This window comes from Roseibacillus persicicus, from assembly GCF_014651675.1.
In the GTDB taxonomy this organism is placed as follows: domain Bacteria; phylum Verrucomicrobiota; class Verrucomicrobiia; order Verrucomicrobiales; family Akkermansiaceae; genus Roseibacillus; species Roseibacillus persicicus.
On the sequence record NZ_BMXI01000004.1, the window covers coordinates 25,884 to 39,870 of the forward strand.

A 13,987-nucleotide genomic window follows, 5' to 3' on the forward strand; every position below is an offset into this window, starting at 1 on the left:
ACAGGTGTTCGATTCTGGGACTATTTTTTCTCTAACAGAGGGGCAAAGGTGACGGTGACAGGAGTGCCCATGGGGGGCAGGATTTTCTGGTTGGGCGTCCAGGGTTCGTCTGTCTCGTTGTCTTTTCCTGCAAAATTCAGGAGGGACGAGCGGGTGATGTAGATGGCGACGAGGTCTCCGGAGGTCTCGGCTTTGAAGGAGTTTTCGTGAATGTAGGAACCCTGATAGATCCAGGGAGCGGGTTCCATCGGTCTTTCAGTTGTGGTGTGATAGATGAGGTCGTTGAGGGAATATTCCTTCTTCGCGCCGTCCTGCTCCCAAGAGACGAGAATTTGCAACCTCGATGCTGTCTTTTGGGCTTCGGGAACATCGGGAAATTGACCAGTGCTTTCAAAGTTCTCATCGAGAATGGGAAACAGTTCAGGCGAGCTCTGGTAGCGCAGCAGTTTGAGCGCAATGTTGAGGTGCAAGGCGGATGTCCTGGTCATGAGGAGGGACTCGTGAATTTTCCCTTTCTCATGAACGATGGCGAACTCCAGCACGCCTTCAATTTGGTTGATCTCAGCAGGGAAAGAAATTCTCCGGCTGTTCTCGTCGAACTCGACCGTGCCGATGGTATACTTGCCATCCCCGAGTTCCGTGACCACCGGTTGCGTCGGTTCTTCAGCGGCGGTAGTCAGTAAAAGGGCGAGCAAGACGGCGAAAATTCTCATGTGTGTATGAGAGTAACGCTGCATTCCCGACCTGTCTTTGGGAAAAATCAGATTATTGAGCCACTTCTTCCTCACCGCTCGCCTCGCCATTCTCAGTTGCGTCGGAGGATGGCTCTTCTCCGGGCGCGTTCTCGATGGGAGGGCCGGCTTCAAGTGATTGAAAGGGAGTTTCCAAGATCTGTTTCCATGCCAATCGGGTCAGTTTGTTAACAATGGCATTCTCGGGATCCTCGCCCTTGAGAAGAGGGGGAGGTGGAGTGAGTTTGTCAATCGCCACGATGCGGCGCGAAAGGAGGCGATAGAGCCCATGGGTCAGCCTGTCATTCAATTCCTCGTCGGATTTGGGTGCGACCGTCACCACTGCGAATGAAGGCTTTTCCGGGTCTTCGCTCGGCATGGTCAACCACATCGCTACGGGAAGAGCGGGGAGTGGCTGGGAGGGCTCGGGTGAGGTGATGATTTGAAATTCGGCCTGACAAAGGTTCCCACTGCTAACTCGAATCAATTCGCTCAACGTTGCGAGAGCGCCTGACAAGGATTCGGGCGTCCGAGCCGTGCCCAAATGAACTTTGATCTGCGTGGCTGCCGCGGGGTCCGCATTCCATAAGGGAAGGGAGGTTTTGAGGGCAACTAGTGCGGCCTCGGCCTCGGATTGGGATGTTCCTCCGGAAGGCGTGGAGTCGAGCACGCGTTCGTAAGCCAGCACGGAGCGTTGCAACTGACCTTCGTATTGAAGCCGCTGGGCAAGGTTCAGCAAGGAAGGAGCGCCAAGGTGGGCGTCCTTCATATATTCGTCCAGTCCGGGTGAAACCATCAGGTCCCCCGGATCAATTTCCGGAATCGAGGGAGTCTCGGTCTCGGGAGGAGATTGGGCCAGTGGAGCCAGCTCATCGGCAATCTCCCGATTGACTGGAGAGGCGAAGTCCGGGCGCAGCTCGCTGGCGGGAATCGCCCGCGGGGTCATGAAGTCATACTTTCTGATGCCCCAAAACCAAATGGCCAGAGGGGTGAGAAGGAGAATGGGAATGGCTGCCTTGTAAGGAATCATCAGGAGCGGCCTCAGTAGACCTTGTTCCCACCGCGCAGAACAGGAAAAGGTCTGTCGTCAGGGCAGGAAAAGCCGATCTTTCTGAGTTCTCTCGGCTCGGCGGTGTGGAATTCAGAGCAATTTCATTTCCTTCGGTGACTGATTCACTCACGACATTCGAGCGACCCATCCTGATTCGAACGGTTTGACTTTTCGCCGCAAAGGCTTGCCGTGAAACTGGCAGGAGAATGGTGCGAATGGAGGATTTTCGGGATTTGGACTGTCCTTCCAGGCTTCCGGTCGGCGGCACCATTTGATTTTAAAATGGAAGGGGGCTGGGAACTTGGATAGAAACTCGTTCGACTATGCGTTTGCAAACCGTGCGATTTTTTTCCCATCTTACCTGTTTGGCTGCAGCGGCGTTGGCACCGTTCCTTTCAGCTCAACCCAATGTGGTCTTAGTGATTACTGACGACCAAGGCTACGGCGACCTCTCTTGTCACGGCAACCCCGTCCTCGAGACTCCGCATCTCGACGAACTTCATGGCGAAAGCGTCCGGCTGACCGACTTTCACGTGAGTCCTACCTGTGCTCCAACCCGGGGCGCGTTGATGAGTGGACACTTTACCAATCGCGCGGGTCCCTGGCACACCATCATGGGCAAGTCCTTTCTTTTTGAGGGAGAAAAGACCTTGGGCGAGGTCTTCGCCGGTAGTGGCTACGCAACCGGAATGTTTGGCAAATGGCACCTGGGTGACAACTATCCGTTCCGGCCTGAGGACCGGGGCTTTCACGAGGTTGTTCGCCACGGCGGCGGCGGGGTCGGACAGACTCCCGATTTTTGGGATAATTCTTATTTCGACGACACCTACTTCCACAACAGCAAGCCAGAGAAATACGAGGGCTACTGCACGGATGTCTATTTCCAAGAAGCCAAGCGTTTCATTGGTGAGAGCGCCAAGGCAAAGAAGCCCTTTTTCGCCTATATCTCGACCAACGCTCCCCATGGCCCTTTTCACTGTCCCGAGAAGTATACGGAGCCGTATCTGGAGAAGCTGAAGGACTCCAAGAATAAGGAGCGAGTGGCGGTCTTCTTCGGGATGATCGCCAATATCGACGAGAACGTCGGGGCCCTGCGGTCATGGCTGGAGGAGGAAGGCCTTGCGGAGGACACTTTGTTCATCTTCATGACCGACAACGGCACCGCCTCGGGCGCGAATGTTCACAACTCGGGAATGAGGGCCAACAAGGGCTCGATGTATGACGGAGGGCACCGCGTGCCATTTTTCCTTCATTGGCCCAAGGGTGGCTTGTCGGAAGGTCGTGACATTGAGCAATTGACCGCTCACATCGATGTCCTGCCAACTCTCATCGATCTCCTGGGACTTCAGGCTTTGCCTGTCGACTACAAGCTGGATGGGCGTTCGCTGGTTCCATTGCTCAAGGACGAGGATGCAGCTTGGCCCGCGCGCACCCTGGTGACTGATTCCCAGAGAGTTCGTGAGCCTAAGAAATGGAGAAACAGCAGCACCATGACCGAGCGGTGGCGTCTTATTAATGGTAAGGAACTTTACGATATCCAGGCCGATCCCGGTCAAAAGAACAACTTGGCCAAAGATCTTCCCGATGTGGTTGAGCAGTTGCGGGCGGACTATGATATCTGGTGGGACAGTCTGGCTCCTTCGCTGACCCGACAAGCTCGCATTGTTGTCGGCAGTGATGCCGAGCCAAAGGGGCAGCTGACCTCGCATGATTGGGTGACTGAAAGCAATATGGTTCCCTGGAATCAGGCCGCGGTAAGGTCTGGTCCTGCCAGCAAGGGGTTCTGGGCGCTTAAAGTGGCAGCAGAAGGAAAGTATCGCGTTACCTTGCGTCGCTGGCCTCGCGAAACAGGCGCAAAAATCACCGCAAGCCTGGCCCCCGGAGCTCCCGTTCCGGGCCTGGCCGCTTTCCGCGAAACTCCCGGCAAGGCCCTGGCCATCAATCGGGCGAAGATGAAAATCGGAGAGTTCGAAGCAGAACAAGCGGTCGGCGCTGACGACACCGCCGTTTCTTTCGAAGTCGAGCTCGAGGCGGGAGATATCGAGTTGGAAGGAGTCTTCACGACCGAAGATGATCAGGAAATCGGCGCCTACTTTGCCGAGGTCGAGAAGCTCTAGGAATCAAGGCGACTCACTTCGCCTTCAAGGCTTCGAAGACAGGCGGTGGAACGTAACGCTCCACCGTCTTTTCCCACCCTTGCGGCCCGATGAGGGATTCCACCATGCTGGATGAAACTTGCGCCAATTCGCGGGGCGGCATGAGGAAGCAGGTGGTGATGGTGGGGGCGAGATCGTTATTGATGTGGCGCATCACTCGTTCGTACTCGTAGTCGCCAGGCGAACGAATTCCGCGCAGAATGTATTTCGCTCCCTGTTCCTTGGCGTAATCGACGAGGTAGCGATTGTCGAAGTGCTCAATCGCGAGATTTTCATTCGCTGGGACGGAAGCCTTCAGGAGCGAGAGTCGCTCGGCGACCGTGAAGGTGTAGCTTTTGGACGGGTTGGTCCCGATGGCTACAATGAGACGGTCAAAAAGGGCGAGCCCTTGCTCGATCATCCAGAGGTGACCATTGGTAGGGGGATCAAAGGACCCTGCATAAACGGCGGTTCTCACAAGAAGGATTCAGGCACAGTTTGATTGGGAAAAACAGAAGATCTTCCGTTGAGTTTCTCGAAAGATGGACGATACTTTTTCATGCTTTGACTTGTTTGCAACGCCGCCAAGACCCGGTCGGGTCGAATTATTCTTCTCCTGATTTCCCTTGGAATCATCATCGCAATTGTCCTGATGAAGATGCGGGGGTAACCGTGCTCTCCAGCTAGCGGGCTAGGCGAACTGTTTGAGGAAACGGGTGTCGTTCTCGATGAGCAGGCGGATGTCCTTGATGCCCCACTTAATCATGGCGAGGCGGTCCAAGCCCATGCCGAAGGCAAATCCAGTGACCTTGTCGGGGGAGAAAGCCTCGTCGCCGCGGGATTTGCTGATCGCGGAAAATACCGCAGGATCGACGATGCCGCAGCCTGCGACCTCGATCCACTTCGGTGCCCGTCCAGCGATGTGAAGCTTGATGTCAATTTCGAACGAGGGTTCGGTGAAAGGGAAGAAGTGGGGACGGAACTGCAGTTCTGTGTCGGGCCCGAAAAGTTCTTGGAAGAAGTAAACGAGAGTTCCCTTGAGGTCAGCCAGTGAAACATTCTCGGCTACATACAGTCCTTCCAATTGATTGAAGACTGACAGGTGGGTTGCGTCGATCTCATCGCGTCGATAGGCAGACCCCGGCGCGATGATGCGGACTGGCGGGCTCTGATTTTCCATCGTGCGAACTTGCACCGAGGATGTGTGGGTTCGCAGGAGTTTGCCGGAATCGAAATAGAAGGTGTCTTTCTCATTCCGGGCAGGGTGGTCCGCCGGCGTATTGAGCGCATCGAAACAATGAAATTCGTCCTCTATCTCAGGTCCCTCGGCGAGAGCGAAACCCATGCGTCGCAGGATCTGAATGGCGTCATCCTTGATACGGGTGAGGGGATGCAGGCCGCCGGAATGAATTTCACGTCCGGGCAATGTCACGTCGATTCCCGCGATGGCTTCGCGATCCGCAACTTCCTGAAGAGCTGCTCCTTTTTCCTCCAAGGCCGCAGTGATCGCCCCGCGCACAAGGTTCAAGGATTGTCCGAAAGCTGGTTTCTCTTCCTTGGGAAGAGTTTTCATCAGGCCCGAAGCCGCCGTGAGACGGCCTTTCTTTCCTAGAAAGTCGATTTTAGCCTGTTCGAGGCTCTGCCCATCGGGAGCGGATTCAATTGCGGCAAGGGCGGCGGTCTGGATTTCAGCGAGATCGGAGTTCATCGGACGCGGGAGGGATGGCGCAAGAAGGTCAATTAATCAAGAGGCAAGCTTGCCGCGTTGTCGCATTCTCGCGGGCAAGCTCTCGAAGCTGCCCGCAATTGGACAATTTTCCGCCACTCTTCGTCCTCAGGCCATCCTCGCGGCGGTTCTGGTCAGATCTTCCACTCGAAAGCTTGAGCTCTGTCCTGTCTGAAAACGTTCCCGAGCCATTTCTCCCGCAACTGCCAGGGTGGTCTTGTTCTCGGCTTTCGCCCGAGCGAAAATCTCCCGAACCCGGCCTTGGATCTCGTCGACCTTCTGCGTTGCGATTTTCGCGTTGTAGCTTTGGGAAACTTCGCAGGCAATGTTGATGATGCCACCCGCATTGATCACATAATCTGGAGCGTAGAGGATGTCGGCCTGGCGCAAGAGCTCGGCAGTTTCGTTTGACTCCAACTGATTGTTAGCTGCTCCGGCAATCACACCGCACTTCATTTGGGCGATGCTTCTTTCGTTGACGGTGGCTCCCAAAGCGCAGGGAGCATAGACGTCTATCGCAGTCTTGAAAATCCGGTCGGGTGCGACCACATCGACACCGAATTCATGTTCACAGCGGGCGAGCGCGGTCTCATTGACATCGCTCACAATGATGTTGGCACCCTTTTCATATAACAAGCGGCAGAGGTGATATCCCACGTGGCCGACTCCCTGCACCAGCACCCGGACATCCTTCAGGCTATCCGTTCCGAGCGCCTCGCGCACACTCTCCTGCAGACCTAACAGAACGCCCCGCGCGGTGTAGGGGGACGGGTCGCCGCTTGTTTCGCGCAGCCCAAAGATGTGGCGAGTGCTCTTGGCGATTTCGGCCATGTCGTCGCAGTTGGTCCCCACGTCCTCTGCCGTGCAGTAGCGACCCTGCAAGGATTCAACCGCTCTGCCGAAAGCCTGCATGAATTCCGCACGGGTAGACTTGAATTCCTTTGGCGCTAGAATCACCGCTTTGCCACCCCCGAAGGGCAGCTCTGCCATCGCGTTCTTGTAGGTCATCCCGGCGGAAAGACGCAGCACGTCGGTGAGCGCGTTCTCGAATTGATCGTAGCGCCATAGCCTTGTGCCGCCGGTTCCCGGTCCACGGGAGAGATTGTGCACCGCGATGAGAGCCTGCAAGCCAGTCTGCTCGTCCCGGGCGAAAACGACCTCTTCGTGAGCATCGAAATCAGGCTGTGATTCGATCAAATCCTGAAACCTCTTAACGTCGGTGAACTCTTTCATCTTTTTACAAAATGCCATCCAGGTCGCTTTTTTCAGCAGTAGCACTTGGAGCGCTGAACCCTCGTGGAAGCGAAAGAATATCACTTTGCGCTGGTATGTCTTCGGAGTTTTCCCTGAGATGGATGTCGGAAAAACACAAAATGGCCCTGAAAATCTATCACGAGTTTATTCGAGCGGCACCAGCTGCTGAGGCGATGGAATTTCTCTTCGCCGAATTGCGGGACGTGATGTTCTGCATCAAAGACCGCCAGGGGCGATACTTGTGCGCGAACAAGGCCTTTCTACTACGCGTGGGAATCGACAAAATGAAGGATCTGGTTGGGAAAAACACCCGGGAGGTCTTTCCTCATTCACTGGCGATCAATTTCGAGGAACAGGATCTGGAGGTGTTTCGGCAGGGGACCAGTATCTCCAACCGCTTGGACGTCGCCACCAATCCGGATCGCAGCTTGGGATGGTATATTAGTGACAAGGTCCCAGTGAGGGGGCTGAAGCGGGAAATCATAGCGGTGGCTTCGACGACTCGTGACTTGCGGATGAAGGTCGATGTCGATACCGAGATGGCGCTCATCGTGAACTTTGTCAATTTGATGCGGGAGCGTTTTGCGGAGCCGATTCGAATTTCCACCTTGGCTGAGGAAGCGGGAATTCCGTTGCGCAAATTGGAGCGAAGAATGCGCTCCATCATGTCGATCTCACCCCGACAACTCCTCACCCGCATTCGCGTTGAAGCCGCTGCGGAACGGTTGCGCAATAGTCAGGACTCCCTTAGCGAGATCACCTATCGCTTCGGTTTTTGTGATCAGCCAACCTTCTGCCGGCAGTTTAAGAACCTGACCGGGATGACTGCCAGCGAGTATCGCCGGTCCTTTCAATCATAGGCCGATCAGGCGATTGGGTCCGGGCAGACATCACGGCGGCCGCACTTGAGGCATGGCTCGCCAAGATAGAGTTCGTCGATCCATTCTATGAGAGGGCGGAGGTGCTCCTTCTCGTCGGTGAGGATGCCGGCTTCAAAGTTTCGTCTCGTCGGTCCCTTCGCCCCCATTCCCGCGCCAGTTAGATTTGCGGAAGTGATCAGCGCGGTCTTTCCATCGATCACGATGGCTTTGGTATGGATTCGAGGGCAGAGAATTCTTTCGAACAGCTCGCTTTCCAACAGTGCCGAGTAGCGGTCGAAGTCTTTGCGGAAGCGGGGGCCGGGCTCTTTGGCGTGAAACAGACGCACAGCGACTCCCGCTTCGATCAAGTCCGAGAGCACGGCGAGAAAGGGGACGTAGCGACGTCCTTTCTTTACATGGAGGTCCTTGAGATCTGCGGTGACGATCCAGAGGTAGCGTTGGGTATCGGGGACGAGGCCTTCAATAACGCGATGATAGATCTGGTCGTTGAGCAATAGTTCAGTCACGGGCGAGAACTAGGAGATTGGTTTCTTGTAATACTCGAAAGTTCGGCCCGCGAATGGCTTCACCTTGACGATGAGTTCATCCCGCTTCTTTGCATCCATTCCTTTGTAAGACTTCAGGATTGCGATGTTTTCCTTCACTTGGTCCGCGGTCTCACATCCGGAGACCAGCGAGGAGACCGGCAGGGAGTACACGTAGTGATGCATGTCCTCGACGGTTAGATCGAGTTTGTCTGTTAGAGACGGGAGTTCTTCCTCTTTCCCTCGACGCCAGAATGGAGGAACCCCCAGCATCGTTCCGCAGGCCAGAGATTTCATGGCGAAAATTCCGTATCGATCTTTCAGCAGTTCGGGCAGGACGTTGACGATGTAGGAGTCGTAATGAGGATCCACGAGGTTCATGGGCATGAGGCAAGTGTCCAGTGGGGTGCCCAGTTCCTTGAGTCGCTTGAGAAGGTGGAGGTGCGCTCTGAATGATGAGTGGCCGGTGAAGCCCAGATAGCGCGCTTTTCCTTCCTCACGAGCTTTCAAGAACTCATCCAACACTCCATTCTTGATGCGGTTGTCGACATCCTCGGGGGACTCTATGGAGTGAATTTGCCAGAGGTCCAGATAGTCGGTTTTCATCAGGCGGAGGGATTCCTCGAGTTGGGTTCGAACCGCCTTAGCGGTGCCTCTTGAAGTCTTGGTGGTGAGAAAAATGTGTTCGCGATATCGAGGGGTCAGGAACTTGCCGTAGACGACTTCGGCGTTTCCTTCGCCATAGTTTCGCGCGTTGTCGAAGCTGCGAACTCCCAGTTCGATGGCGGTTTCGATGATGTGCTGGGACTCTTTCTCCGATGCCGCCTTTTCGCAATGAGAGCCTCCCAGGGTGAAGCTGGTGATACGCTCGCCTGTTCTCCCCAGTAATCGGGTTGGCAGGACTTGGCCCAATTTGTCCGACGTGGACTCGCCGTTGGCCAGAGTGCTCGCCACGGTCGACGCTGCCAAGGTGCGAAGAAAGGTTCGACGGTCAGTCATTCCATGAAGTTAGCAAGAAGGGGGAAAAAAGGGAGGGCAGAATTTTCGACCCGGTCTGGGATTTCCTTTCTCTTGCCCGGCAAGGCGCAAAATGAGACTCTTAACACGTGGCTGCTCCCCAAAATACCATCGCCCTCGTTTACGACTACGACCAAACTCTCAGTCCGAGCTATATGCAGGATGATGTTCTCTTTCCGCGTTTCGGAATTGATCCCGAGCAGTTTTGGAAAAAGTGCAACACCTTGGTGAAGGAGCAGAATTGGGATGGGGAACTGGCCTACATGAAGTGTTTGTTAGATTACCTCGGAATGGATAATGTGAGCAATCAGGACCTTTCCAATCTGGGGAAAGACCTTCACTACTACCCCGGCGTCGATGAGCTCTTTGACCAATTGAATCGGGTTCTCCGTCCCGAGCATGAAGCGGCTGGAATCATCGTGGAGCATTATATTATCTCCTCGGGACTGAAGGCTCTCTTGGATGGCAGTTCCTTAAAGGACAAGGTCAAAGCCATCTTCGGGTGCGAATTCGGCGAGAACTCGGATGGATGCATTTCCTTCCCCAAGCGCACGATCTCGCACACGACCAAGACTCAATTCTTGTTTCGAATTAACAAAGGCATGCTGGGTTACGACCAGGATGTGAACGATCACATGCCGCCAGAACAACGACCCATTCCCTTTGAAAATATGACCTATATTGGGGACGGCCCTACTGATGTTCCCTGCTTCACGGTGATGAAGAAGAACGGGGGACACGCGGTTGCGGTTTACAATCCCAATGACGATTCTCGCCGCAGCTTCCGCAAGTGTTTCCAGCTTTCGGCCCATGCCGATCGGGTGAAGCACATCGCACCCGCCGATTACCGCCCCGGTAGTCACCTCCGACTGATTTTAGAAGAAACAGTGCTTGGGATAGCTGACGGCATCCTATTACGGCGCAATGAGGAACGGGCAAATGCGACCGTTGCCGCGCCGGGCTTTTAGAATGGGGGACGCCGAGGACTTCTTTCGACGCAACGGAGTCTCGGGCAGGTAAGCCCGACCCCAAAAAAGGCCGGGGAAATCCCCAGCCTTTCTTCAGTGATATTGAGTGTTCCCTAGCTTTACTCGCTCTCGATGAACTCGACCAGGTCGGTCCGCATCTTGATGATGTCAGGCTCGTTCAGGTAGAACATATGGCCTGCATCATAGTAGACGTAGGAGATCCGGTCGCGGCTTTCCTTGGGCATATCCACCAGCTGATTGATTGTGTATTCGATGCCCGAGGGGGGAGTCGCGAAATCCGTCAATCCACCCATCACCAGGAGCCGGAGGTTGGGGTTGTCAGTCATCGCGGTCTGCAGTCGGCCGGAGAGGTTAACCACCGAGTTCTCTGCATCCCAGCGCCAGGGGTGAACCTTGCGGGTGAGAATCCGGTAGGTGTCGTGAACCTCGTTGCCTCCCAATTCCTCGGTCAGGTAGCTGAGCATTGAGGTGGAAAAGGCGCCGTAGGCCACGGCGTAGGATGGGTCATAGGAAGGATAGTCGCTGTCCTTGCTTTGGGCAGGCCAGGCAACCCGGGCGTCAAAGCGGCCCAAGACCTTGCCTTCTTCCCGCAGGAGTTCACGACGGTAACGGGTCGGAGAAAGACGCAGGCTCGTCTCTTTCCAAAGCTCGGCAGTGACGCCGGTGAGTTCGGCCAGCTTGGCGGCGAGGGTGTCAATCTCGGCATCCGTCAGAGTTGCTCCCGCAAAGAGGGCGCTGGCGTAGGGGCCATTCGCAAAGGCGCGGGCCTCGGCGAGTAGTTCGTCGCGGTCGCGCTTCACCTTGCCATGGTGGTGGGCCACAGCGGCCATTGCCGGAAGATAGACCTGATTGACCAAATAGTCACCCTGGCTGCCGCGCAAGGTCCGGAAGTCCAAGAGCGAGGAGAGCATGACCACTCCATTGAGGGTCATTCCATACTCCGATTGCAAATGCTCGGATAGACCGGCTGCGCGGACTCCACCATAGGATTCGCCGAGGAGATATTTGGGAGAACTCCAGCGCTTGTTCTCGGTCGTCCAGCGACGGATGAAGTCGCCCACGGAATTGATATCACCGTTGACACCATGAAATTCCGAGCCTTTCGCTTCGCCTTCGATGCGGGAGTAGCCTGTCGAAACCGGGTCGATGAAAACCAAATCGGTGACATCCAGAATCGAATGAGGATTGTCCTGAAGGGTGACGGGAGGAGGAAGGGTCTGTGTGCCGTCGGGAGAGGTTGGGACCAGCTTCGGTCCCAGTGCACCGAGGTGAAGCCAAACGGCGGATGAACCGGGGCCTCCGTTGAAGGCGAACATCACGGGCCGGTTCTTGGAGTCGCCTCCCTTGCGCACGTATGATACGTGAAAAATAGATGCACGCTCCTTATCATCATCGCTTTTCAGGATGAGGGTGTCGGCGGTGACAGTGTAGGGGATGGTTTGACCGGCGATGACGATTTCGGAATCGACGGGAGCGAGCGATATGCCCTCGGCAGGCGGTTTGGCATCTTTCTTTTTCTCCTCTGGCGCGGCAGCCAGAGGGAGGCAGAGCGCGGATAGCGCTATCAGGGTGAGACGGGTGAATTTCATTTTTGTCGAAAACTATGTCGTGTTGCGCAAAGTGATGACTCGCGAACATCAGAGTGGCAAGCGGGAGTCAGGTAATGACCTGATTTTTTTAGAGAAGGGAAAACAGCGACGCTAAAAAGTCTTTAATTTTGCTGCTGGGTATTGAGGAAGCGTCGCGCGATGGATTCCGGCAGGTTTTGCTCATTGGCCTGCACCCAATTGAGAGCTGCGGCGGAGTCGTTGTTGTTCCACTCGCTCAAGATTCGATGATAATAGCGAGTCTGGTCCTCATTGCTGGAGAGTCCACTCACCCAAGTCGCCGCCAATTCAGGGTCCCGTCGCACGGAGCCTCTCACCAATTCGCGGATCGAACCGTCGAAGTTGGCATCCGGATTGGCGGTGGCCAGTTGGGAAAGCCATTCCGCGGCCTGAATCGGATCCTCCCGAACCACGCGGTCTACGATTCCCTCGGCCGCTTCTCCCATCGCTTCCGCAGGGAGAGAGGTGACCCAGTTGGTGGCGTCTTCCGGAGACTCGCGGTACCAAGTCTGGGCCAAGTCGTCCCCAACCCGATTCAAGGCCTCGACATCCGCAAGCTCGGTGAGCCATTCCGCTGCCTCTGCAGGATTCTTCCGCGCGATTGCTTCTGCAGTAGTGGCGTAAGCTCCCGAGCGCAAAACTTCATCCTGGATGGTGCCAGCCCATGCCTTGGCGTCCTCGGGGCTTTCCATCATCATTTGCTGGATTAAGGTATTTAAAGCCTGACCTCGCTCTCGGGAGCGGGGCATGGTTTCCATCAGGCCTGTGGCCCGAGCCACGTCATAAGGCGCGATTCCTTCAATGACTCCCACCAGCCAGGGGTTGGCCTCGTCCTTGTTTTCATGATTGGCTTCTGCCCAGGCGATGGCTGCATCGGGGTTGGTCGAAGCCCAAGTGGAGAGAATGGTGTTGCGGGCAAAGCTGCCGCTCGTGTTTTCGGAGGCGTAATCGAGGGCTTCCGACGGATTGACCTTGGCCCATGCGGTTAACAGCATCTCATACTCACCCCAGCGGTCCTGGGTGATTCCCAGCTCACGAAAGGCATCGACTACGGAAAGGAACTCCTCGGGTGCCAAGCTGTCAATGAGCGCAAGCAGGGCGTTGTTTCGCTCGATGGCGTCATCATAGCGGGCGATGTCTGCCACCATCTCCTCTGGGGTAGAGCCCTTTTTCACCATAGGAGCGGCATCGAGTCTGGCCTGCGCCGAAGCCATGCTGGCCACGCTGCCGGAGTCTGAGAAGGTGCCGCTACCACCGGATTTTTCTCCCCGCATTGACTTGGCTGATTGGACGGTTTCGGTCGTTTCAATCGCTGGAGAAAGTGATTTGCCAGCGAAGAAGGCTGCTCCCAAGGAGACTCCCCACAGCGAGAGATAGATCGGCAGTTTGGATTTCATGTTGTTGATTCTACGCAGAATGTAGTGGCATTTCTACGTTTCGCATCTGAAAAAATTAGCACAATCGTGGGTTGCGGGATTGCCTTCGCGCCGCTAGCGTCCCGCCCGATGAGTTTTTTGGAAGATAGTTCACCTATTATGGAAAAGACGCGCGAACTTTGCGCGCTGATCGCTGAAGATGCCGAATTTGGCAGTTTGCAGAAAGACGTGGAAGCGTTCTTCGCCGATGACACTGCCCGCGACAGCTTTCGTAAGGTGCAGGAGTGGGGTGACGAACTCAACCAGAAGCAACAGGCTGGTCTTGAACTCAGCGAGACCGAGATCAAGGAATTCGAAACCGCTCGAGGCGCTCTTTTCGAGAATCCCGTTGCGACCAATTTCCTCAACGCCCAGCAGGGCTTGCAAGCTCTTCAGGGAAGTATCGGCAAGTATGTCGGCATGACTCTGGAGCTCGGTCGCGTTCCTACTGCGGAGGACATGGCTGCCCAGAATGAAGGATGCTGCGGCGGAAGCGGCGGCGGTGGCTGCGGTTGCTAAATTATTCGACCCAATCATTTAAACGGCTCGGACGCGATCTGCGTTCGAGCCTTTTTTTTTTGGGTGGGCTTGAGAAGGGAGGCCGAAAGAAATTCCGCTAAACTCTTGCCGTTGAAATTTTTCTAAAGAGGGAGGCTT

General features: G+C 55.5%; 13 protein-coding genes. 4 read left to right on the plus strand and 9 right to left on the minus strand.

Annotated elements, in window-relative coordinates; genetic code table 11:
- Positions 1-20: 20 nt before the first annotated feature.
- Together IE099_RS05750 and IE099_RS05755 are read right to left on the minus strand one after the other, a co-directional pair.
- Positions 21-713 (minus strand): YdjY domain-containing protein, encoded by a 693-nt coding sequence (locus IE099_RS05750; RefSeq protein WP_189568196.1) that lies wholly within the window; start codon positions 711-713, stop codon positions 21-23.
- A 52-nt stretch (positions 714-765) separates the two neighbouring features.
- Positions 766-1,761 carry a hypothetical protein gene (locus IE099_RS05755; RefSeq protein WP_189568197.1) on the minus strand — a complete coding sequence of 332 codons (996 nt, stop codon included), beginning with the start codon at positions 1,759-1,761 and terminating at the stop codon, positions 766-768.
- A gap of 344 nt (positions 1,762-2,105) precedes the next feature.
- Here IE099_RS05755 and IE099_RS05760 point away from each other — a divergent pair, with 344 nt between their 5' ends.
- Positions 2,106-3,899, plus strand: a complete 1,794-nt coding sequence (locus IE099_RS05760; protein ID WP_189568198.1) for an arylsulfatase — start codon at positions 2,106-2,108, stop codon at positions 3,897-3,899.
- A 13-nt stretch (positions 3,900-3,912) separates the two neighbouring features.
- Here IE099_RS05760 and coaD read toward each other — a convergent pair whose 3' ends face one another.
- The 3 genes from coaD to IE099_RS05775 form a co-directional block, all read right to left on the minus strand.
- Entirely contained in the window at positions 3,913-4,395 is a 483-nt protein-coding gene (gene coaD / locus IE099_RS05765; protein WP_189568200.1) for a pantetheine-phosphate adenylyltransferase, read from the minus strand.
- Positions 4,396-4,608: 213 nt separating this feature from the next.
- Positions 4,609-5,625, minus strand: coding sequence for a phenylalanine--tRNA ligase subunit alpha (pheS, locus tag IE099_RS05770; RefSeq protein WP_189568203.1), 1,017 nt, complete (start codon positions 5,623-5,625; stop codon positions 4,609-4,611).
- 126 nt (positions 5,626-5,751) lie between these two features.
- The gene (locus IE099_RS05775; RefSeq protein WP_229809408.1) at positions 5,752-6,894 is read right to left on the minus strand and encodes a Leu/Phe/Val dehydrogenase; all 1,143 of its coding nucleotides are present in this window, start codon (positions 6,892-6,894) and stop codon (positions 5,752-5,754) included.
- A gap of 122 nt (positions 6,895-7,016) precedes the next feature.
- Here IE099_RS05775 and IE099_RS05780 point away from each other — a divergent pair, with 122 nt between their 5' ends.
- Positions 7,017-7,757 (plus strand): AraC family transcriptional regulator, encoded by a 741-nt coding sequence (locus IE099_RS05780; protein WP_189568207.1) that lies wholly within the window; start codon positions 7,017-7,019, stop codon positions 7,755-7,757.
- A 5-nt stretch (positions 7,758-7,762) separates the two neighbouring features.
- Here the strand turns inward: IE099_RS05780 and IE099_RS05785 are convergent, their stop codons facing one another.
- The gene (locus IE099_RS05785; protein WP_189568209.1) at positions 7,763-8,284 is read right to left on the minus strand and encodes a phospholipase D-like domain-containing protein; all 522 of its coding nucleotides are present in this window, start codon (positions 8,282-8,284) and stop codon (positions 7,763-7,765) included.
- 9 nt (positions 8,285-8,293) lie between these two features.
- Positions 8,294-9,301 (minus strand): aldo/keto reductase, encoded by a 1,008-nt coding sequence (locus IE099_RS05790; protein WP_189568211.1) that lies wholly within the window; start codon positions 9,299-9,301, stop codon positions 8,294-8,296.
- A 107-nt stretch (positions 9,302-9,408) separates the two neighbouring features.
- Between IE099_RS05790 and IE099_RS05795 the strand changes: the two genes are divergently transcribed.
- Positions 9,409-10,287: a haloacid dehalogenase-like hydrolase gene (locus IE099_RS05795; protein ID WP_189568212.1), complete on the plus strand. Its 879-nt coding sequence runs from the start codon at positions 9,409-9,411 to the stop codon at positions 10,285-10,287.
- A gap of 119 nt (positions 10,288-10,406) precedes the next feature.
- Here IE099_RS05795 and IE099_RS05800 read toward each other — a convergent pair whose 3' ends face one another.
- Complete coding sequence (locus IE099_RS05800) at positions 10,407-11,897, minus strand: S10 family peptidase (protein ID WP_189568214.1); 1,491 nt, start codon at positions 11,895-11,897, stop codon at positions 10,407-10,409.
- Between the two features lie 122 nt (positions 11,898-12,019).
- Positions 12,020-13,312, minus strand: a complete 1,293-nt coding sequence (locus IE099_RS05805; protein ID WP_189568216.1) for a hypothetical protein — start codon at positions 13,310-13,312, stop codon at positions 12,020-12,022.
- A 108-nt stretch (positions 13,313-13,420) separates the two neighbouring features.
- On the opposite strand from IE099_RS05805, the gene IE099_RS05810 reads away from it, so the two are divergent.
- Positions 13,421-13,849 carry a YlbF/YmcA family competence regulator gene (locus tag IE099_RS05810; RefSeq protein WP_189568218.1) on the plus strand — a complete coding sequence of 143 codons (429 nt, stop codon included), beginning with the start codon at positions 13,421-13,423 and terminating at the stop codon, positions 13,847-13,849.
- Positions 13,850-13,987: the final 138 nt, after the last annotated feature.